At 43.9% G+C, this 25008-nt stretch carries 13 protein-coding genes; 2 read left to right on the top strand and 11 right to left on the bottom strand.

The genetic code is table 11. The annotated features are described in order from the left end of the window. Positions 1-149: 149 nt before the first annotated feature. The 11 genes from L2730_RS05705 to L2730_RS05655 all read right to left on the bottom strand — a co-directional run bounded on the left by L2730_RS05705 (position 150) and on the right by L2730_RS05655 (position 21887). A complete protein-coding gene (locus L2730_RS05705) occupies positions 150-686 on the bottom strand; it encodes a hypothetical protein (protein WP_248973705.1) in 537 nt (178 codons plus the stop codon). Between the two features lie 2 nt (positions 687-688). Then, positions 689-3376, bottom strand: coding sequence for a lamin tail domain-containing protein (locus tag L2730_RS05700; protein WP_248973704.1), 2688 nt, complete (start codon positions 3374-3376; stop codon positions 689-691). A gap of 247 nt (positions 3377-3623) precedes the next feature. Further along, entirely contained in the window at positions 3624-5723 is a 2100-nt protein-coding gene (locus L2730_RS05695; protein WP_248973703.1) for an MtrB/PioB family decaheme-associated outer membrane protein, read from the bottom strand. Between the two features lie 12 nt (positions 5724-5735). Next, entirely contained in the window at positions 5736-6722 is a 987-nt protein-coding gene (locus L2730_RS05690; RefSeq protein WP_248973702.1) for a DmsE family decaheme c-type cytochrome, read from the bottom strand. Positions 6723-6826: 104 nt separating this feature from the next. Further along, a complete protein-coding gene (locus L2730_RS05685; protein WP_248973701.1) occupies positions 6827-8842 on the bottom strand; it encodes an OmcA/MtrC family decaheme c-type cytochrome in 2016 nt (671 codons plus the stop codon). Positions 8843-9198: 356 nt separating this feature from the next. After that, positions 9199-11418 (bottom strand): OmcA/MtrC family decaheme c-type cytochrome, encoded by a 2220-nt coding sequence (locus L2730_RS05680; RefSeq protein WP_248973700.1) that lies wholly within the window; start codon positions 11416-11418, stop codon positions 9199-9201. Positions 11419-11891: 473 nt separating this feature from the next. After that, the gene (locus L2730_RS05675) at positions 11892-14174 is read right to left on the bottom strand and encodes a multiheme c-type cytochrome (RefSeq protein ID WP_248973699.1); all 2283 of its coding nucleotides are present in this window, start codon (positions 14172-14174) and stop codon (positions 11892-11894) included. A 488-nt stretch (positions 14175-14662) separates the two neighbouring features. After that, positions 14663-16819: an OmcA/MtrC family decaheme c-type cytochrome gene (locus L2730_RS05670; protein ID WP_248973698.1), complete on the bottom strand. Its 2157-nt coding sequence runs from the start codon at positions 16817-16819 to the stop codon at positions 14663-14665. 70 nt (positions 16820-16889) lie between these two features. Then, the gene (locus tag L2730_RS05665; RefSeq protein WP_248973697.1) at positions 16890-18803 is read right to left on the bottom strand and encodes an OmcA/MtrC family decaheme c-type cytochrome; all 1914 of its coding nucleotides are present in this window, start codon (positions 18801-18803) and stop codon (positions 16890-16892) included. A gap of 33 nt (positions 18804-18836) precedes the next feature. Then, positions 18837-20960, bottom strand: a complete 2124-nt coding sequence (locus tag L2730_RS05660) for an MtrB/PioB family decaheme-associated outer membrane protein (protein WP_248973696.1) — start codon at positions 20958-20960, stop codon at positions 18837-18839. A gap of 12 nt (positions 20961-20972) precedes the next feature. Next, entirely contained in the window at positions 20973-21887 is a 915-nt protein-coding gene (locus tag L2730_RS05655) for a DmsE family decaheme c-type cytochrome (RefSeq protein ID WP_248973970.1), read from the bottom strand. A gap of 493 nt (positions 21888-22380) precedes the next feature. Here L2730_RS05655 and L2730_RS05650 point away from each other — a divergent pair, with 493 nt between their 5' ends. Both L2730_RS05650 and feoB read left to right on the top strand, forming a co-directional pair. Then, positions 22381-22620, top strand: a complete 240-nt coding sequence (locus L2730_RS05650; RefSeq protein ID WP_020913325.1) for a FeoA family protein — start codon at positions 22381-22383, stop codon at positions 22618-22620. Further along, complete coding sequence (gene feoB, locus L2730_RS05645) at positions 22613-24907, top strand: Fe(2+) transporter permease subunit FeoB (RefSeq protein WP_248973695.1); 2295 nt, start codon at positions 22613-22615, stop codon at positions 24905-24907. The genes L2730_RS05650 and feoB overlap by 8 nt, the downstream gene beginning before the upstream one ends. The last annotated feature ends 101 nt before the right edge of the window (positions 24908-25008 follow it).

Raw genomic sequence — 25008 nt, 5'->3', positions numbered from 1 at the left:
GAAAACAAACAATATTGTTAGATTTAGAACTGGGTCGGCTATCAAAGCGAAGAGCTGTTTAGATCTTGTTTAAGTCGAAAGTAGCAAGTTCGCAAATAAAAAGCGGTAACGGGTTGTTACCGCTTTCGTTTGATTAAAGCTGTAATTACCTATTCAAGAGATAGCAGCAAATAATTTAGATGGTGGGAGTCGAGCTCATTTGCAAAATGCGCTGAAATAACAGGACTGCGATAGGACTCTATCCAAAGTTGATAGCGTCTACCGTCATAGCTGAAATCTGTTTTAGATTGAATATCCATTTTAATTTCGCCATTGGGTAAGCTAAGCAATAAATTCGTATCAGAAAAATCTTTAACAAAAATCTTAACGGGATGGTTATTTTGCCAGATTATAATCCAGTTTCGAAATTCGTCGACTTTCGATGCTTTCCACTTATCAGCTTCGAATAATTGATAAGTTACTGATGGCCCAGATGGGTGCAAATCAACTATTTGCTTAATATTACAAGTATTGCACATCTCAAATGCCGTAGTTGATTGCCAGTCCGCGGTTTCAGAGGCAAGCCAAAGGCTTCCGTGCTTTATTTGCCAGTTGGCTTGCTCACTGTTGCTTGGGCTACAGCCAAGCAACAGTGATAACAAACAAACTATACAAACTATACAAGCTGTTAAGGATGATGTATTCATCACTACTGACGATTGAGCATTTGTATTTCGCGGAAGAACTGCTCACTAGGGGCCTCTTCTTTGATAGTCACTTGCTTGTCATTGTTCATCACGTTTTGTGGTGAGTCATCAGATTTAGTTGAATTGTCTGCACCACTGACATTACCGCTCCAATACTTGGTAAACTGGAGGTCTAACATTGCCCACTCATCGACATCTCTAATGGTATCAGTGTTACTTCCTGACCAATCGAGATCGAAGTTAGTGAGAACGTCATTAGCGTTGCCATTACAGTTGAAGTCGATCGCTACAGAGTTTGCATATTGGAAACCTAAGTTTTCATCTATTGAGGTTTTATCAATGTTAGCGCTGGCTCCTGAAGAGTAGTCAAGCTTAAAATCTTCTGGTGAAGCACTTGGTCCGTTGACAAGCTCATTATCTTCTAGGTTACAATCTAGATTTCCCCAGAAGTAAGCTTTGTAGTACCTATCACCTTCACGTTCGCCTATTGTAGGTAAGCCGTTTAGTTGATAAAGATAGTTCATGCTACTTATGTGATTTGGTTTCCAGTTCCTGTTTTCATCACCACCATGCCTAAGGCCTAAGTTATGCCCGAGTTCATGCAGAATGGTTGATGATTGATAGTTAATTGTTTGATTTCGACCTGTTTCAGTCTCCATCTCTAAGCCCCAGCTCCCGATACTAACAATTAGATCATTACCAAACATTTCTGCGTAACCTGAAGACCCGCCTGAGCCGTCTGCTTTTTGGCTATTAGCCATCAGTAGATAATGGAAAATCGGTTTACGTCTTATATCAGAATGTTTAACTTTAAGGTCTACAATACTAGGTGTTGTGTCACTAGATTCAAATGAAGCCTGAAGGTAAAACTCGACTTCATTACCGCCACCTAAGTCAAAATACTCAGTTGAGGTTCCTTCCTCTTGGTGGTAAAGATCGCCCACGTCGAAATGTATAGCGTGCGCCACTTCTTGTTGTGCGAATACATCTACTACTTTTTGCAAAGCCTCTTGATGAGGAGTGATTCCTGGGTCATCACTTTGCATATAGTCAACTTCGACAAATATATCTTTCACGCCTACTCTAGCGCCCCAGTCGTATAGAGGGAGGCCTGCAAATGTACTACCTTCGGTTTCTGCGCAGTCTGGTATACCATCGGCATCTGAGTCTTCAGTACAGGTAACATCATTTTGTCCGCCTGGGGTCATGAACTGTGCTACTTGCCAATCATTACTAGAGTTTGTATCACTCGCACCCATTGTTCGAATTATGCTCATTCCTAACGTATTGTGGATCCCAGGTCCAGAGCTACGAGTATCCCATTGCGCTGCGGTAACGGGTTCTTGAGCATCCTCACCAAAACGATAAAAGTCTACAGTTTCTGTTTCATCTTTATTGAGTAGCTCCACAAAGCCTGATTCATCCCAATATGGTCTTATGTTGTCACTATCATTACCTATTAACGCCAGTTGCGATGATTCTTCAACACTCGATTGCCAGTAACCATTGCCAAAACGTCCCTGAACAACGATATAGTTACCGGGTTCTATGACTTTCTCTGGTAATGAGAAAGTCTGCAGACCAAGTTCTGTATATGTATCAAGATCAATCGTCTCAGTGTGTACAACATAATTGCTTAAATTTATTTCCCGGTTTGTTCCGTTAAATATTTCGAGCCAGCGATTGTCATCCCAATATTTAGAAGACGATATTTCGGTTATTTGAAGATCGTTATTAGCTGTTCTAAAGGTTGTTAGAATCGCTTCTTCAGCTGCCACACTATGAAAGTTGCTTGCATCAGCGGTAACTTTAACTTGATAAGTTCTGCCAAATTCTAGTGTATTGGGGGTTAAAGTGAATAGCTTTTGGTTTGCACTGGCAACGGAATAAGGACTGCAGGTTTGGAAGTTATCAAGAGATATTTGTATTGGTCCCATACAGGTATTGGCATCTACGTCTGCAAATGCAGACATAACATCATCAAACTCCACTATTACTTGGGTATTAACTTCAACCCTCTCACTATCTACCGCTGGTGATACAGATAGCGTATTTGGCGAGCTGTTATCAACAATGTTTAAGCTCACGATTGCAACTGCAGTATCTACACCATCAGAGATTTCGATATTGATTGTGTCTGGACTAATGTTGTCGCTTGCAGATGTGTACTGATATTGATGTTGATCAGCATCAAGTAGCTCAATGCTGCCGATGCTTTGCTGTTCTGGGAAGCTCGCAGTTAACGTATCACCATCTAAGTCACTGACAGGGAGAGTAAACTGCAATATATCGTTAAATTCAATGTCTAGCTCGATATCTTCAGTTATTGGGGCCCGATTGACATGCTTTATTAATGTATTAAAGCTAGTACTCGCAGTATCACCGTCGTTATCCATAACGGTGACCGTGAAACCAATAGTGGTGTCTTCTGTCACTTCTGGAACGTCAAACTCGATACTTGAACCACTGTCAGTAAAGCTTAATTCAGGCCCAGAGTCTTGTGACCACTTGTATGATTTTATTGAACCATCGGCATCTTTTGCTGTGACAGAAAGAGAGGCTGAAGTTCTTTCATCAATACTTACTGGTGCATTTGAACTGACCGTAGGGGCTTTATTTTCGTCATCACAACCTGTTAGGCCCGTTAAGGCTAACGTGATAAGCGAGAGTTTGAATAACGAGGTTTTCAAAGGAACATCCTTGTGTTTAATTTAATAAGGAAGATAAATGTATACAATATGTTAAATGCGTGAAAGTGAGTATTTTTAATGTTGTTTACGGTGGAGTTTTTAATCAGAAGGATTGTTGGTAGTTTGCTAGTAAAGCGAAGTATATTGCTGTGTTGAGCGTTTTTGAGAGGGATATAAACAGGTTGTCGTACAATACTGTACACATAAAAAAACCCGCACTAGGCGGGTTTTTTAGAGAAGCTAACAACTATAAACGGTAGCTCATGCTTAGCATGATTAGGTGCGCGTTGTAGTCGTGGCTGTTGCTGCCAAAACTTAACACGTTCCAGATCCCGTCTGGCGCAATATCGTTGCCAGCGTCGTTATCTTTGTATTTTTCCATCTTGTAGTCTATGCGTACGTCCATTTTGTCTGTTGCGCGGTAAAGTGCGTAAACATTCACGTTATGAACTTTGGCATAGTAGTCGCCGTAGTCACCAGTGATCCCCTGGGTAACTTGAGTATTACTATTAGAATCTGAGTAAGTGTAATCAACGCCTAAACGCAGTTTCTTTTCCATCAGGTTGTTATAGCTATACCCTGCGCCTATGACGTCAACTTGATCTTCTACTACACCAAACCAGTTTGGCGTAGAGAGGTTGCTGCTGCCAGCTTGCTCTGAATCGATGTTTTGACGGTTGTAGAACGCTGTCAAAGTCATGTCTTCAGTGAGTAGGTAGCTCACACTTGCATCGTAGCTGATATCTTTCGATTCAGTTAAACCAATTTCAGTTTCGCTGTAGTCATCAAGTGCATAGCGAGCACCAAAGTCGATGGTTAACGTTTCAATTGGGCTGTGAGTAACACGAGCTTCAACTTGAGTACGCTTTCTGTCGGCTAGGTTGTACTTGCGTAGTAAGTCATTTGACTCACCAGAAGTCCATTCTGATGCTTGGTACTCAGAACCGTCACGTTCGCCGTAGCTACCTTTAACCCACATGTCCCACTTGTCGAATGCGCTGATACGGTATTTTGCCCATACTGTGCTTTCTTCAGTGGTTTCGCGGTCTTGATAGCTGCGCTCATCTTTACGGTAGTCGAATCCACCTTCAAGTTTATGGCCACGTGCAAGACGGTAGTCTGCACCTAGTTTAGCTTTGTGTGTGGTGATGTCGTAAGGCGTGTTGTAAGCCGCTTGACCCGTTGTTGAGTCGATGCTGATCTGCGTCCACTCTTGAACGTTGGTTTGGTTGTCACGATCGTTGTAATCGTAGCTGGCATTTAAGCGTAGCTGGCGATTGATACGAGACACAACCTTAAGGGTTGCACCCGTGGTTTCAACTTTACCGTCAAGCGATTCAGAAGGCATTTGATAACCGTAACCAGAAGTATTGAAATCTTGGTCTTGGGTCATCTGACCATAATGAACGCGACCGTTCATGATGGTTTTGCCAGCAACATATTGACCCATTAACGATACAGTGTGGGCTTCGTTGTCTGGATCAAGTGACATATAACCTGTGGTTTGTGCACCAAAGGTTGGGCTAAACGCGTTGTCGTAAGACAATTCGCTATAAGCGTTTTTAAACATTGAGCCGTTGTAGTTTAGGGCGGTAAACCAGTTGTCACCGCTAAAACGAACGCCGGCATCTAAAGTATCAGTCGTGTAGTCAACAGGTTCTGCAATCATCATTGATTGATTGTAGAAGCTACCAGAAGCTTGCTTAAGGCCTGTTTTATCTTCACGCATATAGTTGATATGCGTGCTCCATAGCGACTCACCTTGATACTCAATACCTAAACCCGCTCTTTTACGCTTAAGCGAAAGCTCAAGTGGATTAAGGCTGGCGTTTAAGTTGGTCATATCTTGGGTGCTACCAGCATGAACCCAGTCACCAGGAAGGGTAAGGTCATCACTCCCAACCCCTTGGTATGGACTCATAGCGCTATCTGTTTTGTAGGTAGCAATTTGGCGGTAGTTAAGGTTTAGATTGTATTGGCCTGCTTTACCGACATTGATGTCAGCGCTGCCATTTTCCATCCCTAAATTATCAGCCTCAATAGAAGCTTGGTAGCCGCTTTTACCTGAGTATTTTAGGTCAGCATCAACTTTACCAGCGAATTCGTCTTCTGCAGCAAACGCGTTCGCTGAGTGAATGTCGTCACTGTCGTTGTAACCAACGCCGACACCGATAGAGCCGCTGTAACCTGTTTCAACAGCACAACGCTTACAATCCCATTTTTCGAACTTCACTTTGTCAGTATTCGCATTTTGAATACCGTAGCCGTCTGCCATTGCTATGCTAGGTGCAACTGCACCAGCACTTGCAAGTAGGGCGAGCGTGACCAAATTTAGTTTGAATTTCATCTTCTCACTCCTTTAGCGCTGGAACAGCTTGCCAGATGGATGGTTTGAACCATGGATCTGGTTATGGCAATTTAGACAGCTACGACCACCGGTAAAGGCGTTACCGCCGACAGTCGATCCTTGTTCTGTATTACCAAACTGAGGTTGACCGCTATGAGGCGAGGCATGACATTGCTGACATAATTGCGGAGCACGAGTTTTTAGCATGCCTTCATTGACGCTGCCATGAGGGTTGTGACAAGTGACACAGTTCTCAGTGACGGGTGCATGCTCCCACAATTTTGGGCCACGTTTCTCCGCGTGGCATGAGTAACAGGTATCGTTAACGCTAGGCTTAACAAGATCTGAGTCGCTCATTGTTCCATGTGGGTTATGACAATCGCTACATACCATTTGAGCCCATTTCATTGGGTGGCTAGAGCGCTTGTTCATGTCAGCTTTTTGCTTGGTATGACAGCTAGTACAGACTTCCATCTCAGTATTTTTAGATAACACTGGATCTTTGGCTGTGTGAACTGAGTGACAAGAAGCACAAGCGATATCGGCATTGTCATGGTGTCCACCATTCCAATCCATACGCTTGTCATCTTTGTGACAGCTCATACATACACTGTTTTGCTTTTCAGCAGCCAGTGTAGAGTCTGGGCCAAAGGCGATCATTGGCTCATTGCCGCCACGGTTATGTTTACCCATTGGGCCATGACATGCTTCACATTGAAGGCCTGCCATTGGACTCTTGCTTGAGTCTACAGAACCGTGAACACCATTAAAGATGTCCATGACTTTTTCTGATTTACGGTGACACATAAGGCAAGAATCAGCACCTTTAGGAGAATATTGTCCTTCGGCGAATTTCTTATCTAGTGTGGCTTCAACTTCATCAGGGCTCATCTTGGCATCCCACTTTGACGCTACTGCTGTTTGAGCAAAGCCAAGTGAAAGTACTGCCGAGGCGACTAGCGCTGGAAGTAAGGTTTTTAATTTCTTGGTGATCTTCATAATCGATTTCCTAAATTTGCACAATTTTTGTGAAAGCGGGGGAGAGGACTCCCCCTATTTTCAACACTCTTAATGACTTAAGTCATTGAGAAGAACTGCACAAATTACATCTTAACCGCAGTGTGATCCGCTGGTGTTGGTGCGTGGCAGTAGAAACATGTTTCTAGTTGCGCAGCATCAGTCGCTGCTTCTTTAGATACATTAACCAGTGCGCCTTGTCCTTCAACGTGCGACTTGAACTTGTCCATGTTGTAGCTGTGACAAGATGCACAAGTTGCTGCGATAGGTGTGGTGTATTGACCGCCAGCAGTTGCTAGAGCACCTTTTTTCTTAAAGGCGTCGCGGTTGAAATCGCTATGACACTGGTCACAGTTCATACCTGGGATAACAGCATAATCGCCTTGGCTATGAGTCTTATGCAGTTTCATCTCCAATGCGCCCATGTTCACACCGCCAGCGTAGGTGCCATCTGGTGTGTGACAAGAAGCACAAGCATCAACACCTATGATTGGCATGCCATCAGCATCATTAGTGTGAGCAAGTTGCTCAGACATTACGAAGCCTGCATGGTGGCCACCTTTATGTACTTGGAACTCATCAGAGTGACAGCTTGCACAAGCGCTGAAGTTAACTGAGTCAACGTGACGCATGCTTGGCGCTTCACCAGAAAGTGTTGCGAAAGCAAGATCAGCTTTCATACCTGTGTATTTGTCAGTGTCTTTACCATCAAAGTCAGGATCATCACATTTAACAAACTCACCGTTTGCAGAGCACATAGCCCAACCAACGAAGGTGAACGCGGTTTCGTTATCAGCACCGGCTTCAGTATTTAGCTTAAGATCTTTAGTGGTTGTGTAAACTAGCTTACCGTCTTCGATAGCAGCTTTTGCGTCCACAACACCGTTCTTAATCGCGTTGATTGAGTCTTTTCCACCGTAACCTAGGGTGACGTTGTTTGGCCCTACGTTAGTGATAACTTCAAAACGCTGTACCATTGGTAAAATAGTGTTGATATCAACTTCAGCACCAGTTGAATCAACAACTTGAATGCTGATTGTGGCAGCTGTAGTTGTGCTATCAATAGTAGAAGTTACGTTGATACCGTATGTATCAATCAGTGCTTTAGTGTCACCGAAGCTGCTAGTGTGTAGCTCTTCTGTCCAGCTTGAGTTATGACATGCAATACAGTTGGAGTTATCAGCTTGCTGAGAGTGGCCTTTGCCCGCTTCAAAATCGATGTTAGTGTGACAACTAGTACAAGTTTCCATCGTTGGAATACGTGACCAGTTGCCCCATTCAGCTAGCTCACCGCTATCAGCTTCTGGTTCAACGTGACAAGATTTACAGTTGTTTTGAATAAGTGCTTCAGCTGCTTCACCGGTATATTCTTTACCGTACTTATCTTCGAATGTCTTCGCAGTGTTATGAATATTGTGGATTAAGTGGTTCCACTGAGATTCAGTCGACATTGAACTGCTGTGACAAGTTGCACAGGTTTCTTGCGTGTAGTAGCTGCTGTGACGAGTGGTTAGCGGCTCACCTTCAGCATGACAGTTAGTACAAGTTTCATGAGACACGATGTCTTTAGTGTACTTGGCTTCATAGCCTTGACCGTCAAAGTCTGCAACTATTTCACGGCGTGGAACTGTTGTCGCGCCGTCGGCAAGTGTTGAGCCTTTGCCACCTGCGTATACGTTAAAACGCTGAGTCATGTCAGCACTGTATTCGCTAAGTTCGAGTGTAAATGAGTATGAACCGTCTTTGTTATCTATGTAGCTGTCAACGCCAGAAGCGCGAGCTGTACGGGTCCACTGTGCACTATTACCTGCACCAGTAGCACCTTGAGGTGTTAATTGAGCAGCAACAACACCTAGGTCTTGTAGACCAATAACTGGAAGGTCTTCTTCGTTAGTGGCAAACACTTTAATAGTGGGTTGACCATCAGTGTAAGTCACGTCAGTAACTTTAAGATTCAGCGTATTGATGTAATCAGCTGCTGGGCCACCAGGGTTACCTGGGTTGCCGTCAGTACCATCATCGCCACCACAGCCGGTTAAGGCCATTGATACAGCGCCTGCTGCTAGCAGCAGTGCAATTTTAGATTTTTTTACGTTCATCATTTTTTCCCTGCATAGGTTTGGCACTGTCTCAAACGTGTGGCCTGATTGGGTAGACCGACTGTAATTTTTTAATTGCCGTTTAAGTCAATGCTGGAAATAAGATTCCCCAATGAAAGGCTAACGTAATGTAGGGCTAAAATCAGCAGCCTAGGTGCTAATGTGTGATGCGGATCTTTCTATTTCTAAAGAGGTATTAGTAAGGGTGGGTAAACGACGTTTTGGAAGCTTAAAATAACGTTAAATGTACAAAATATGTAAGAAAATTTGTATTGATGACTTGGGAATAACTCTCATTAAAAAAGGGAGGCCAAGCCTCCCTTTTTAGTGGTATATCCGTTAACTATTTAGCGGACAAACTAGTGGCTGCTGCCCCAGTTTGAATGAGCTTCAAGAATCTGGCTATCATTGTGACAAGTAGAACAAGTCTCTTGCACATTTAGCGTTTCATATGTAGACGCTGGAATACCAAGAGTCGTTAGCTCAGCACCTTCTTGCAATAACACACCGCCCATGCCTTGGATATGAGAAGCAGTAGCATCATTAAGGCCGTAAGGCGCTTGGTGACAGCTTACACAAGCCGCAGTTTGTGGTGACACAACAAGTTGCTCGTCTCCATATACTGGCTTACCTTCGGCATCAATACCTGTTGTTACTTTACCGAAAGCTACTGGTGCTGCGTCGCTAACAATCTTGCTTAGCGAGTAACCATCTTCACCGTGACAAGCTTGACATTCAGTCTTCTTGAAGAACAAATCGCCTGAGCTGTCATAGACGTAGTGCTTGCTATGAGCAATATAAGCTAGGTTAGAAGAACCTGTGCCTTTCTTGTCTCGTGTACCATTGTGACAACTTGCACAGCCGTCCATGTCGTTACTAAAGCGATGCTTAATTGCTGTGGTATGACATTGCTGACAAGCCGCCATCTCTGCGTGTTGAACACGTGGAGAGGTAGTCACTGCAGTGCCGTTTACTTCAAAGTAAGCAGTGTCTGAGTTTGCGTAAGGGCCTGAGTTACTTACTGTTGTTCCGTCAAAATCACAGTCTTCAACTGTGCCTTTACCATCGAAACAAACATGAATCTGGCTACTTAGTGCAACGTTAACGTCTGCTGTATTCATCACATCTTCAACAAGGAAGAAGTCATGTGGATCATCACCCGTTTGCATCAAAGATACATCTTTAATTGTTACGTCAATAGAACCATCGGCACCAGCAGTAAACAGGTTGTAACCCACTTTCTGATAGTTAACCAAGAAGTCATCACTCACAACACCGTTAAATACGATAGCACTTGTCATTCCGCCATACTTGTATGGGCTAGGATCAATTTGTGCCAATGTAATAGTGTTATCACCATTGGTAACAGTCATGTTAGCGACAACTGTTTTAGCTGCTGCATTGTAAGTCATGCTATTGAAAGTGACTTTGGTTTCCGCTGCTTGAGCATTATCATTTTTCAGGTAGTGACCAGATTCAGCACCGCGTTGGCCGCCGTTTGGATCATTATGGCAAGATACGCAGTTTTCTTTACCTTCTGCAATCTGACCTTTGTCACTATCCCAGTGCCAGCTAGGCACTGCATATGGGCTGTTGTGACAGCTCATACATGTTGCAGTATCTAAATCAGCCTTCCAAGCATCTGCCATAGCGACATTTTCGTCTGCTTGGTGACATGTTTGACAGTTTGACGCAGATTGTGGGTAGACGCCATTATAGTAAGCATGGCTATGAATATCGTGTGCCATGGCTTTAATTGAACCATCAAATTCAACGCTGCCGGTTACATTGCCATCTTCGTCTTTTACATCTTTCATGTATGAGTTGTAATCAGCATGACAGAAAGTACAAGATTCGAGTGTGACGTGTTTGCCACCGTGCATCGCTAATGAGCCATCTTGACCTGGGCGGTGACAAGACTGACAGGTTTCATTGGCAATAACTGCTTTTGGCTTGTCTTGTTCGGTATCAGAACTTGGTTGCCAGTAATAGAAAGTGTTATTGACTAGAGTTGAACCAGCATCATTTGCTGATTTAACACCTAAATAGATACCAGTTGTTGCATCTGCTGAATAAGAATATTTTTCTAAAGTATCAATTTCTTTATTTAATACTAATGTGTAACTACCGTCGCCATTATCAGTTAGGCAATCTTCACAGTTTTTACCTTGGAAGTATGAAGAGCCAGTATAGTAGCCTTCACCTTTGTCTTTATTGAAGTAGCTTAACCAAACGTCTCTTGGAGAACCTTCAAGATCGGTTGTGCCTACTTCATCTTCTGAACCTACGCGGCCGAAAGATACTGCACCAATTCCATCTTGTTGAAGACCGAATACTGCTGCACCATTTGCGTCACTAAGGTTGAAGTTTACCGTTAGGAAACCGTCTTCGCTGACGTTCGCTGAGGTAATGTCTGCTTTAACTTGAGACACTTCACCGATAGGTGAACCTACTGGACCAGGTTTACCATCTTCGCCATCTTTACCATCATCACCACTACAGCCAGAAACTGCTAATGAAAGCACCCCTGCTGTAAGTAGCGCTTTTGAAGTTGCGCTTAAGTTGAAAAATTTCATCATTTTTGTCCCTGCAATAGTTTTTTAATCATCACTAAAAAGGGATTCAATTTGAGAACAAATCTCATTTACCCTTATTTAGTGTGTGGAATTTTATTTCCACCTCTAAGGCTAACTAACAGCGTAATTTTTAGCAGGTGTTTTAGATGCTTTATGTGATTAAGGTCAGACTATTTCTTTAGGGGTAGAGAGAAAAGTGTGTTTTTAGGACTATTTTAACGATCACTTAAGATTTCATTCTAATATTTGCCTGAAATGTGGGTTATTTGTTGCGAGAGTGCAGCGTTGCTGTTCTTTGGTAAGCGTCTGTGTTGACGGCGTTAATTAGTTTTATATCTTTAGCGCGTTTGTCGATTGGTTTCATTTTTATTTAAAACGAAAAAAGCGAGAAGATAAACTTCTCGCTTAGGCGTTTAAACACTAAATGATGACTAAAAGGTAGTAGTCATAACCGACAAAGCCGACTATTAAATCACTTATTTTAGTTTATGGTTTTCCGCTACTTTGTCTGCATTGTGACAAGTTAGACAAGTCTCGTTGGCCATTTGTGCATCTTCATAGGTACCAGCGACGATGCCGCCCATGTTTTCTATGTGAGATTTGGCTGACTCAACTTGTGGGCTGTCTTGATAGCTCTCTGAAACGTGACAAGATGCACAAACACCAGCTTGTGGGCTTGAGAATGTTTCATCTTTACGATTCCAGCGCATTGGTGTCGAACGAGCATTTTCTAAGCTGTAGTTTGCATCATCGTGACATGCTGTACAGGTCTTAGAATCAACTAAAGACTGAACGTCTTCGCGACCGTGCGCTTTGCCAAATGTACCGTGAACTCGGACAATCATGCTGTTGTAATCACCGGCTTCATGACACTGAGCACAGGTATGAAGGTCTGCATTACGATAGTGCGGAGCGCCTTTACGAACAACCATGTCATTATTGTGGCAACTGGTACAATTGTCATAATTTACCGCACTGGCACGTTCTGCACCGTCTGAGCCGTCTAGCTTTAAGAACTCAGTTTTCGCAGCATTGGCACTTAAAACCCCAGAACATTCACCTTCAAAATCTAGTTCAACGAGAGTTGATGTTTTATTGGTGAAACAGGCGCTGAAACTTGCTGATAAGGCAAGGTCTGCACCATTATCAATCGCTTCTGCTAATGCCGGTAGCGTGTAGCCAGTTCCTGTAGCATCAACCACAACTCCAAAACTTCCATCTGCATTTGCTGTTACTGTTGCACTAGGGCGTGATGCAAGGAAAGCATCAGGTGCAGCCGCATCAATTGCGTTGGCATAAATTGATACTCTAGGAGTATGAGTACTGGTAACAGCTTGTTCGCCTAACATTAGGTTAACGGTAAAGCTCAGTTCACTGACATCTGAATTCCAAACGATATTGCTGTATTGAGTTTCGATAAGTTTGCCAGCTTCAATCGCTGACTCTCGGCTATCTTTTTCGTGACCAGCAAAGTGACGGAAAGCACCACCACGGGTATTGCCATCATTTGAAGAGTGACAAGCTACACAACCAACATATGAAACGCCGGTCTCATCTGTAGTCGTTCGACCACCGTAATGATAATCACCGTGGCAAGATTGGCAGCTATCAGCGTCCATATCTTTAAACCAGTCAAGCGCATGAACAGTTACATCTTCTGGTAATGTCTCTTCAGTTTCAGTGTACTGTACGTGACAACTTTCACAGCTAGCAGTCACAGCCGGGTAGTTAAGCGGTTTTAACGGGTTACCTTCTTCATCGACTTGCGCTGCACGGTCATATTTATAACCAAATACAGGGTTCTTTGCTGCATTGCCGATAACGGTTTCAAACTTGCCAACATCGCGGCGGTCAGCTTCAGTGGCACCGGTATGGATTGCGTGAGCTAGGCCCTTGATTGAACCATCAATGGTAAAGCTGATTTCATTACCTTCATTGTCAGTACCTGTTCCAGCGTATTGAGTGTAATCGGTATGACAGAAAAGACAGCCGTCAGCAGTGTTGCCGTAGTTGCCGTGACGAATGTGTTCTTCGCCGACGTGACAACTAGTACATGTTTGGTTTTCTAAAACAGATTTTGGCGAGCTGACAGGGCGCTCTGTTGCTGGCTCCCAGTAATAAGCTTCAACATTTTTAACTTTGTTAGCGCCAGCGCCATAAGTCATTAAGTAAATACCTTGAACTTGGGTAGCGTCGTAGCCGTAATCTAAGCTCTTAGTGTCAATGACATCTGGTGCTGTAATGCGGTATTTACCGCTGCCGAGATACTCTAAACACTGCTCACCATCCGGGCAGTTACGATTTGGGCGCCAGTTGTCAGTACCTGTGACTAAATCATCTTTTGATTTGTTACGGTAGGATAACCAAATTTCACGCTCACCATCGCCACGAGAGTCAACCGTTGTGCTATTACCCTCTGAGTCGATAATATCATAAGGCAAGAAAGCTTCAGCTCTCGTTCCCATTCGGCCATAGCTAAGGCGCAGAGGGTCGGTTAAATCTTCAAGACCAGTCACAGCTACACCATTTAGGTTCGTTAGGTTAAATTCTACAGTTAGCGTGCCACTTGTATCGTCGTAACTTGCTAGGTCAACTTCAGTTTTGACTGCTGTAACACTATCAATGTGTACTGCAATTTCACCATTATTACCATCTTCGCCATCTTTACCATCACTACCACAGCCAGCGAGCACGAAAGAGAGTGCGCCGATACCGATTGCTGACTTTACAGCTGTTGCGAGTTTTATTCGATTCATCATTTTATTCCCTGCATAGTTTTTATCTGCTGTGAGGTTTTTACCTCTTACAGCGTGAGGAGCTTCCTCACCACGATCTTACCCAAAAGAGGTAGTTCTAAAAAAAATGACAAAGATATATGTGATGCCAGTCAACTTGAGAATATTAAAAACTCAACCCAATATAAGTCTTTGTAAAACAAGGCTTTGGCGGTGGCGTGGAGGCTCTATTAAGCTTGGGTTAATATAACTAAGGCTTATCTTAATTGAGGCTGAAATTGATTCGAAATTTAGAGATTAAAATTGATTTAGATCATTAATTATTCAGGGTATTCAAAGGTGTTGGTAGGCTCTCTTGTAGCTGTTATGTGGCAAGTGTTTGCATGTTGATAGGGGTTGTGGTGTTGGTGTTGCGGGTTTGTATGTGGCGCGTTGGTTTTATCCCGATTTCTGTGGCGAAATAAAAAGCGGCGTGTTAACGCCGCTTTTATTTTAGAAAAATAGCTCAACAACTACCATTCAACAGGGTGGACCGAATCAACACCGTTGGTTTTACCTTCAGCATGGCAGGTTGCACAAGATTCACTTCCTGGAACATAAGTGCCGCGAGTGTCATTTGCTGCACCGCCATTACTGCGGATATGTGAGATTAATGAGTCTTTTGTACCATGACAACTCACACATGTTGATGCGATAGGAGAGAACTCAACCATACCTAAGACTGCATCGGTAGAGGGTGTAGCGACCATCGCACCAAGTCCATCCATTTTAAGCTGACCCTTATCATGACAGACAGCGCAGTTACCATAGTGCTCTGGGAAGGTAATTGGATCTTGCATCGAGCGCTTATTGGCATGATGTGCATGTATACGTACTTTAAAGTCAATATGGTCTTGAATCGACTTAGAGTCAGCCCCTGAACGAGTCGGGTTATGACACATCTGACACTCGCCTTCAAAGTTACTGTAACTGCCCCCGTGTTTGAAACCTATACCAAATTTGCCGATGAACTTTTCGTCGTGACAATTTGCACAAGTATCGTTACTTACCACGACTCGTCTAGCCATCACGCTGTCATCACCATTAAGGTTGAATGCTACCAAATCACCGGTGATCACCGCAGGATTATTCGATTCGTCGGTACCTGTACCACAAGCCACTCCCATTAGCGTATCTCTATCAACACACATTTTGGTTGAAATAACACCTGTAGCTGCTTGGTTTGTATCGGCTGTAATTGACGTCGATGTTGTGTATCGATAAATACCATCACTCACTGCTGTTGGTGTTAAACCGAGGAGGTCCACTTTTTGTGTTCCTGAACCAAAGTCGATGTCATTACCAAAGCCAAAATAGATTGCGCTTAATGTAATACGCTTATCGGCATCAGGACTCATCACTGGAGTCGTTAAGGAAGAATCTGCAAATTGCACATCAAATGTCATCATCCCCGTCGCGACTGACACTGAACCTGGTACTAACGTTGCGGAGTAGCTGTCTTTAGCATTATCTTTAGCGACTGCATCAGTGAAGTGGTGCGCTGCGCCTGGTTCGCCTTTTTCTGCATGGCAGGTACTACAATCAGTGGTTTCGATATATCTGTCGTGCATATCGGTTTTTATCTGTTCAGGATCGGTAGAGTCTGAATGACATGAACCACATGCTAATGCGCGATGGTGCTTAAAGTTAAACGCGTCAACAGGACTCGTGTCGCCTTCTTGATGGCATGCGCGGCAGTCATACATATCAGCAGGGAAGGTCACTTCGGAGTAATCGTGGATACTGCCACCATAACCCACCATCAAGTAATCACTCTTATGGATTTTATGTACCATATAGCCCATGTCGATTGGTGCGCCGGTTTCAGGATCTCCTGCGTAACTGGTGTGACACATTTGGCAATTAGCGATATCGAAACGTCTGCCGCCGTGGAATAACAGTTTTGACGCCCAAGGGTGGTCATAATCGTCACTATGACAACGTAAACATGATTGTTCTAAAAACTCTACTGTACGAGTCGCATCTGCTGCGACCATTTCACCCGATGAGGGTAAAAAGTCGTAATGTGCATTGATGAGTTTATTGGCCGTACCATCAGCTCTCAGCTCCATGGTAACTCGGTGAGTTAGACTATCATCAAAGGTTAAGTCGAGTCCCTCAAGTTCAGGCACGTCATTTAAATTAAGTTGGAAGGTATAGCGGTACATACCACTGCTTAGATTTTCTATACACTCCTGAGCACAGCTAGATTCAAGCCCCGGCTGGAACTGTGTACCCGCTTTGTCTTCGTATCCTGGTGGGACGTTAGCAGCGACGGGTTCAACAGTACTATTAATGTAGTTTACCCATTGCGGTGTTTTATAACCTTTGCCTTCAGTAGGGATTAATTTCGCGATCCCCATACCTATCCAGTCGACAGCTTGGTAGGTGTCGAGATCGGTGATTGCAACGCCGTTGGCATTTTCGAGTGTGAACTCGACTGCAATCACACCTTCAGTCACAGAGGCCGATGAGATGGACGCTTTCAACTCGTTAGCTTGAGCAATTGAAAAACCAACTTCACCATCTTTACCATCTTCACCGTCATTACCGTCGCTACAACCAAATAACAAAGCGGCACTCGCGAGAGCAATCAAACTGAATTTTGAGCTTCTAGTTTTGATTTCCATAATTTTGCGTTCCATTTCTCATCACTAAACATTGAAAGCCCAATAACGGAGGTTATTGGGCTAATGATTATTATTTTATTGGGTGAACTGCCAACACATCGACCGATGCACCTTGACCATGGCACGTGGCACAACTTTCTGTGCCAGATGTTGCATCAGCTTCTGTGCCGTTAAACACACCTCCTTGCTGGGTCATATGACTCTTAGATGTGTCACTGGTATGACAGGCGCTACAGATGGCTGACGTGGGGCTAGTAAAACTACCGTCGTCAAAAGCTAATGGCTGCACTGCACTATTAAGTGGCAGCGCTGCTGTAAGCACGCCCGAAGCATCTTCTGTGTGGCATTGGGCGCAGTTACCTATGTTGGCTGGGTAGTTAATATCTGGGTAGCTTTCACGTGACCCTGCATGCAGAGTGTGAGCTAAGTGCTTGTAGTCGGCTGTTGATGCCGACGGATTAGCAGCGCTCGCTTCAGCTTGCATGTTAGGGTTATGACAAACTTGGCATTGGCCTTCAAGATCATTACGAGAGCCATGATAATTAAGCTCTTGGTCACCATGACAGCTACCACAGGTCTCATTCGTCACAACAACTCGGCGACCCACATCTGTAATTGCAGAAGCACTAAAGAATTGATGGCTAGATTTCAGGTTAGTGGTATTGTCTATATCTGCACAATTTGCCAGCATATCGTCATCACTACATAGTTTACCTTGGATAGCTAAGGTACCTTTGTCATCCTCAAGTTCAGCTGGAACAGTTAAGCCCGTTATCTGATAATTAAAGATGCCATCACTACCAGAGATAGGCGTTATATCTTGTAACTTAATAGACTTAGCGCTTCGAGTTGTATAATCAACACTTACGCCCCAGTTGGCATAAACCCTAAGGTCATTGACAAAGTTAAGCTTGTCGGCGCTATCGCTATAGATCTCGTTAGTGGCTGGATTAGATAACCTCACCGCTAAATCGACCGTTGTGCCATTTAAAGATGCGCTGACAATTTCAACACTAAATTGACCAAGAACCGCATCAGTATCTGCTTGGCTATGGGCACTCATGGTCCAGTCTGAGTTATGGCATGCGACACAATTGCTGTTGTCTTGCTGAGTCGGATGTCCTTGTCCGGCGGGGAAATCAATATCAGTGTGGCAACTACCACACGCTTCCATTGTTGGCACTCGTGCCCAGTTCATATTTTCAGTCAATGTCTCATCGGGTGCATGACATGTTTGACAATCTGCTAGTGAGCCTGGAAATCCAGTTAAATGCTTGCCGTGAACCATAGGAGCAAAAACATTATCTGGGTTACTGACCTTATCGGTGTTATGACAAGTTACACAAGTTTCAACTTCGTTGTATTTACTACCATGGAAAGCGAGATCACTGTGACAGCTGTTACAAGTTTCCATCTCGATGAGGTTTCGCGTGTAGGCAGGGGTGTCACCTTTATCTTGCCAATCATAATGTTGGTTGGTTATTGGCAGTGCTGTACCATCGGGTAGAGAATCGCCGCCAATTTTTATGACCACACGTTGGGTGCCGCCTGGCATAAAGCTGACGTCATTCATGCCGTCAAATGCACCACTGAAGGTGTAGCTATATTGACCGTTTTTATGGTCGACAAATTCGCCGTCACAAACGTCTGAACAAGACTCCGAGGTAAAGTACTGCCATTGACTCGCATTACCTGCATTGGTGTAGCCCATAGGTAGCAGTTGTGCCGCAAGGTAAGTTGCAGAAGGGATACCGACTACTGGCTCATCTTCCTCATTCGTGATGCGGTAATTAACCGTGGCAATACCAGCATCGAAAGCTACGTCTTTGACTGTGATATTTAGCTCGGTAATCACTGACGCGGGCGGTCCTCCCGGTTCTCCTGGGTTGCCGGGTGAACCGTCGTCGCCGCCACAAGCGGCTAATATGGCGATTAGACCTAGAGGAATACTTTTATGAAGTCGTGATTGGGTGATCAGTTTCATTTTTATTTCCTTGAATTCCTTTTATTGACAGAGCTACATTTGGTAGCTAAATGTCAGGCCAAAATAATGAGCGTTATAGTCGTGGCTTAAATCGCCAAAAGTCAGCACGTTGGGGATTGAGTCGACGGATAAACCTTGGTTCAACCAATCAGAGTCTTTATAGTTCTCGAAAATCCAATCAAAGCGTAATGCCATTTTCTCAGCGAGCTGATACTTAGCGAAGGCATTAATATTGTGTTTTTCGGAGAAGTAATCACCGTAAGGAGAAGTGATCCCTTGAATAACATTGGTATCGCTTTGCCCGTCGGCGTATGAGTAATCTAGGCCAAGATTGAGTTTGCTATCTAACAAGTTTTGGTAAGTTAACCCTGCACCGACTAATGTGGATTGCTCATCGGTGTTGGCATACCAATTAGCTAAGCCAAAGTTTGAGCTACCAGCTTGGTCACTGTCACGCCAATCTTGGTTGAGGTAGGCGTTAAGATTGAAATTCTCGCTTATCATGTAATTGGCTGATATATCGTAGCCTTGGGTATCAACCCGAGTTAAACCAATTTCTGTATCGTTATAATCGTCATAGCTAGCATGCAAGTTGGCACTGGCAGAAAATGCAGCTGAGCCACTGTAGGCCACGTTAAGTTTATATTCTTGACGCTGTCTATCTGCAAGGTATGACTTTCTTAAATATGGATTACTTGGACTTGATGTCGTCGTTACAGCTTTATAGGTACTTCCTGTTCTATCACTCGCTTCGGCTTTTAACCAAGCAGACCAAGCGGGAGAGATTCGGTAGTTTAGCTTTGCATAGAGGCTATTTTGCTGCAGAGAGTCTCGGTCTAAATCGCTATAGTCGTTATGGTCATAACGATAGCCGCCATCTACGTATATACTGCGGTTGAAACGGTATTTCGCGCCAACATCGACTAACTGCTTAGTACGATCATACTCTGGGTTAACAGCTGTGCCTGCATAATAACTATCGGTGATGACTTGTGGATAGGCATTCAGTGCTGTTTTATTGTCTCGATCTGAGTAGTCATAACGCGCTCTTACGCTTAAGCCTCGTAAAGGTCGGCCAGAGTATTTAAGTTTCATGTCGGTGGTATCAACCTGACCGTCAAGGCTACTGGTTGGCAGTGCGGGGGAGGGACCATTTATCGTTGCGGGTAGGAAAGCTTGATCTTGAGTAAAGCTCGCAACACTTAAGTTCATCAACACTTGATGACCGTTACCATTCAGTTGTGCATTTGCGCCAACTCGATAGGCTTTATTATCAGGTGCTGCAGCACTTTGTCCTGCATAGGCTGCACCAAATGTGGGTGTAAAGGCTGACTCCCAATTAACGGCTTGATGGTCATTCTTGTACTGGCTAAAAGAAGAGTCTATGCCGACTAACCAACCTTTACCGTTAAAGTAGATTTTTGCACCAAATTCATCGGTTGTATCATCAATAGGCTGGGCTAGCATGGCACTATTGGTGAGTAAATTACCGGAAAAAGTGCGTTTACCTTCACGCTTTTCATGCTGGTAATTAATATCAGCCTTGTAGAAGCTACCTTTATAGTCAGCTTCTAATAAAAACCTATCACGTTGAGTTTTTAACGCTGTATCGGAAATGTCGTCATTTAGGTTCGACATTTGCCCCGTGGTTGCACCTGCTTGCCAATCATCGGGCAGAAAAAGCTGATCTCCACTATTCATATAGGGTGTTAGCGCCGCATTGGTGTCGTAGTTCGCCAGTCCTCGATAACCTAAAGCGATGGAATATTGGCCTCTTCGGCCAGTTTCTATTGCCGCGCTGCCAGTGTCATACCCCAGTTTGTCTGCTGTTATTGTGGTTTGATAACCATTTTCTGATTGATAATTAAGGTCAGCTTCTATATGCCCGACTGCACCGTCTGTATCAGTTCCGGTCGTATTACCAAAATGAATGTCACCAGCATCATTATAGGCGGCGCCTATGCCCACACTGCCATTAAAGCCTGAGGTTGTTACGCAGCGTTTGCACTCCCACTTTTCGACTTTTGCTTTGTCGCGGTTGGCATTCTGGACGCCGTAACCTGTTGCATGCACCGATGTTATAGATGCGCTGACAGCCAACGCTATTAGAGAAAGCTGCAACGGCTTATTGATATGGAACTGTATACTTTTCATCATTGCCACTCCTTGTTAGCGCTGTAGCAGCTTGCCAGATGGATGGTTAGAGCCATGTACTTGTGAATGGCAGTTCATACAGCTTTGGCCCGCATTAAATGCGTTGGGGTTTCCACCGAATACGGCATTTGAGGTGTGTCCAACAGATGCGTGACATTGTTGACATAACATAGGCGGTTTACTGATCAGCATCGCTTCGTTGACGCTGCCATGTGGATTATGACAAGACGCACAATCTTCTGTAACCGGCGCATGCTCCCATAATTTTGGACCACGTTTTTCGGCATGGCATGAGTAACAATTTTCATTGACGCTCATCTGCTTTAAGCTGGCATCTGCAAGCGTGCCATGTGGATTGTGGCAGTCACTACATACCATCTGTTGCCATTTTAATGGGTGAGAAGAACGTTTATTCATGTCAGCTTTTTGCTGAGTGTGGCAATCAGTACATACTGCAACTTCAGTTGCTCTATCAGCGATTGGGTCGTGTCCAGTGTGAACTTGATGACAGTTGGCACAACTGACATCAGCATTGTCGTGATGATTGCCGCTCCAAGCTATGCGTTCATCATCGTTGTGACAACTCATACAAACACTGTTTTGTTTTTCAGCGGGAACGGGTGAATTTGAACCAAATGTAATCATTGGCTCTTTACCACCGCGGTTATGTGACCCTAGTGGACCGTGGCATGCTTCGCATTGAAGATCTGCCATTGGTGAACCTTTTACATCGGAATTGCCGTGAACACCGTCGAATAGCGCCATCACTTTAGGACTTTTTCTGTGACACATTAAGCAGGTGTCAGCACCTTTAGATGAATACTTTCCTTCAGCAAATTTTTTATCTAGTAGTGCTTCAACCTCTTTAGGTGGTTGATCGTCCCATGGGGCTGACATGACATTAAAGCAAAATGCCATAGTCGTAAGCATTAGCAAGTTCACTAGCTTTGTAGAGAACCATCCTGTGGTCTTGTTCATCATGTCATTCCCATTCCATTCGCTTTCTAAGCGTTCTTTTTTGAATTGTTACATTAGTAATTATGTAAATTACTAACATAAAATAATAGAACAAAAACATGACAAACCCATAACAAATAAGTGGGGTTAGCTATTTTTATCGCTGATCTTTAAAGGGTAATTGTCAAAGTGTGATCTACGTCACGCCACCTTGGGCTGAGCTATTCAATTGAATTAAGTGTAAATAATAACCATTTATATTTAAGGGTGATAAGTCATTTCTAATTTATCTGGGTTGAGGTCATTTATTAGTTGAGAGATTTGTCACATAATAGAGAACACAATTGAAAATTATTATCGTTTACAGTCTGAAATGTTGATCTAGGTAAAGTTATTGAGATCAACAGTCCTTTAGAATCAGTATCAATTCAAGAAAGTTGAGGCCTGTAATTAGGTGGGATGCACAATGAAGTTAAGTGAACTAAATCCGGGCGATTTCGCCAGAATTTCTCAAGTAGGCCAAATTGACCTACCAGCCGTTGTTAAACGCAAACTCCTATCGATGGGGATCACTCCCAACACTCGATTTTCTTTGATCCGCAGAGCACCAATGGGCTCGGGCGTAGAATTAGATATCCGAGGCAGTAAGTTATGCATGCGTCGCGATTTAGCAGATATTATTGAGGTTGAAAAAGCGAATGGATAAGCAATTTAATTGCGTCACCGTCGGTAACCCTAACGCGGGTAAGTCGACACTTTTTAATGCTCTTACTGGGTCGAATCAACAAGTAGGTAACTGGTCTGGAGTTACTGTTGAAAAGAAAACGGGGCAATTCGCATTGCAAGGTACCGATGTTTTTCTTACTGACCTTCCCGGTATCTATGACTTACTACCTGCTGGTAACAGCTGTGACTGCTCTTTAGATGAACAGATTGCGCAGCAGTATCTTGCTGATCAGCCTATCGACGGTATTATTAACCTTGTTGATGCAACCAATATTGAACGTCACTTGTACTTAACCGTACAACTGCGTGAGCTTGGTATTCCATTAGTTGTAGTGCTAAACAAAATAGATGCTGCGATTAGTCGTGGTATTCATATCGATGTAGCACAGATGAGCAAAGAGCTAGGTTGTCCTGTTGTGGCCGTCTGCTCACGTGATGAACAAGACATTGAGAAGGTAAAACAGCAATTTGTTGCTTTACTCGATGGTAAAGTTTCTGAAGCGCCTCTAGTACTTGATTACGATACTGAAATTGAGTCTGGTGTCAGTAACCTGCTTGCTGCCGATGACAAATTAAGTCGAGGCCGTGCACTGGCGATGCTCGCTAATGGATTAGGCTGTGGTAAGTGTAAAAATAGTCAAATGGTTAGTGAGGTAGAGCAATATTCTCAAGCGTTGTCTGCTCAAGGTAAAGATATTGAAATTATGGTGGCCACCACTCGCTTCAACTTCGTTGAGCAGGTGTTTACTGGTTCAGTTAAAAGTGACAATGCCGAAACATTAACCGATAAACTAGACAAAGTGGTGCTGCACCCAGTTGCAGGGATCCCAGTATTCCTGTTTGTGATGTACCTAATGTTTATGTTCAGTATTAATGTTGGTAGCTCATTTATCGACTTCTTTGATATCGCAGCTGGGGCTATTTTTGTTGATCATTTCGGCGCATTAATGTCGAGCTTAGGTTCTCCTGAGTGGTTAGTGACTATTGTAGCTGGTGGTGTTGGCCAAGGTATTCAAACTGTTGCCACGTTTATTCCAGTTATTGCAGCGCTATTCCTAGCCCTATCAGTACTTGAAGGTTCTGGTTACATGGCGCGTGCCGCGTTTGTTGTAGATGGATTGATGCGCCGCATTGGTCTTCCTGGACGAGCTTTCGTCCCTATGATTGTTGGCTTTGGTTGTTCAGTGCCAGCGATTATGGCGACTCGTACGCTAGGTAGTGAGCGTGAACGTATCGTCACTGGCATGATGGCGCCATTTATGTCTTGTGGTGCACGCCTTCCTGTATATGCATTATTTGCAGCAGCTTTCTTCCCTGAATCCGGTCAGAATTTAGTGTTCTTGCTATATATGATTGGTATTTTTGCTGCGATTGGCACCGGCTTATTGCTACGTTCCACGTTACTACCAGGCTCAAGCAGTGCGGTAGTAATGGAGCTACCTAGCTATGAAAAGCCGAAGTTCAAAACAGTAATGGCGCGAACAGGTAAGCGAACAAAGAGCTTTATCATGGGCGCGGGTAAGACGATTGTCATCGTTGTCACCTTACTCAACTTCGTTAATGCGATCGGTATTGATGGAACATTTGGTCACGAAGATAGCTCTGAGTCAGTTCTCAGTGTAGCAAGCCAAAAAGTCACCCCGTTATTTGCACCTATGGGTGTAGAGCAAGATAACTGGCCTGCAACCGTGGGTATTATCACCGGTATCTTTGCAAAAGAAGCGGTTGTTGGGACTTTGAATAGTCTTTATTCTGACAGTAGTGCTGGTGATGAAGACTTAGCGCCGCTATCTGAAACCTTTACTGAAGCACTGGCAACGATCCCTGAAAACCTATTTGGTATTGCACCTGAAGATCCACTGTCTATCTCTGTTGGCGATGTATCCTCTGTAGAGTCTGCATCAGAAGAACTAGAAGTTGATACCTCAACCTTTAGTGCGCTGCAGGCTGGTTTCTCTGGTGTGACCGCGGCATTTGCCTATCTATTGTTTGTATTGCTATACACTCCGTGTGTTGCTGCAATGGGTGCACTTGTAAACGAATTTGGCGGGCGTTGGGCTGCATTCGCAGGATTGTGGACCTTTGGTCTAGCATATGGCACTGCGACGGTATTCTACCAAGGCGCTACGTTTGCTCAGCACCCTCTGCAATCAAGTTTATGGATTGGCTTCTTTACTATCGCGTTAGTTGTATTTTATGTATGGCTGAAGAGGAAAGGGCGAAAAACGCAGACGATTATTCCCGGTATTAAAGTGATTACGGAATAGCAGTATTAGCGTATAATCTGAGTGTATAGATAAAAGCAGCGATGATTCGCTGCTTTTTTGCCTTTAAATGGCTATGCTGTAACCATTAACCTGTGTTTTTA

The organism is Shewanella kaireitica, from assembly GCF_023284045.1.
Classification (GTDB): Bacteria; Pseudomonadota; Gammaproteobacteria; order Enterobacterales; family Shewanellaceae; genus Shewanella; species Shewanella kaireitica.
Note: the sequence above shows the minus strand (reverse complement) of the source record. Positions and strands in the feature narration are given on the sequence as shown.

Bases quoted from the DNA above. Each gene is read 5' to 3' on its own strand.
- L2730_RS05705 (WP_248973705.1), bottom strand. From the start codon at position 686: ATGAATACATCATCCTTAACAGCTTGTATAGTTTGTATAGTTTGTTTG.
- L2730_RS05695 (WP_248973703.1), bottom strand. From the start codon at position 5,723: ATGAAATTCAAACTAAATTTGGTCACGCTCGCCCTACTTGCAAGTGCT.
- L2730_RS05690 (WP_248973702.1), bottom strand. From the start codon at position 6,722: ATGAAGATCACCAAGAAATTAAAAACCTTACTTCCAGCGCTAGTCGCC.
- L2730_RS05685 (WP_248973701.1), bottom strand. From the start codon at position 8,842: ATGATGAACGTAAAAAAATCTAAAATTGCACTGCTGCTAGCAGCAGGC.
- L2730_RS05680 (WP_248973700.1), bottom strand. From the start codon at position 11,418: ATGATGAAATTTTTCAACTTAAGCGCAACTTCAAAAGCGCTACTTACA.
- L2730_RS05675 (WP_248973699.1), bottom strand. From the start codon at position 14,174: ATGATGAATCGAATAAAACTCGCAACAGCTGTAAAGTCAGCAATCGGT.
- L2730_RS05670 (WP_248973698.1), bottom strand. From the start codon at position 16,819: ATGGAAATCAAAACTAGAAGCTCAAAATTCAGTTTGATTGCTCTCGCG.
- L2730_RS05665 (WP_248973697.1), bottom strand. From the start codon at position 18,803: ATGAAACTGATCACCCAATCACGACTTCATAAAAGTATTCCTCTAGGT.
- L2730_RS05660 (WP_248973696.1), bottom strand. From the start codon at position 20,960: ATGATGAAAAGTATACAGTTCCATATCAATAAGCCGTTGCAGCTTTCT.
- L2730_RS05655 (WP_248973970.1), bottom strand. From the start codon at position 21,887: ATGCTTACGACTATGGCATTTTGCTTTAATGTCATGTCAGCCCCATGG.
- L2730_RS05650 (WP_020913325.1), top strand. From the start codon at position 22,381: ATGAAGTTAAGTGAACTAAATCCGGGCGATTTCGCCAGAATTTCTCAA.
- feoB (WP_248973695.1), top strand. From the start codon at position 22,613: ATGGATAAGCAATTTAATTGCGTCACCGTCGGTAACCCTAACGCGGGT.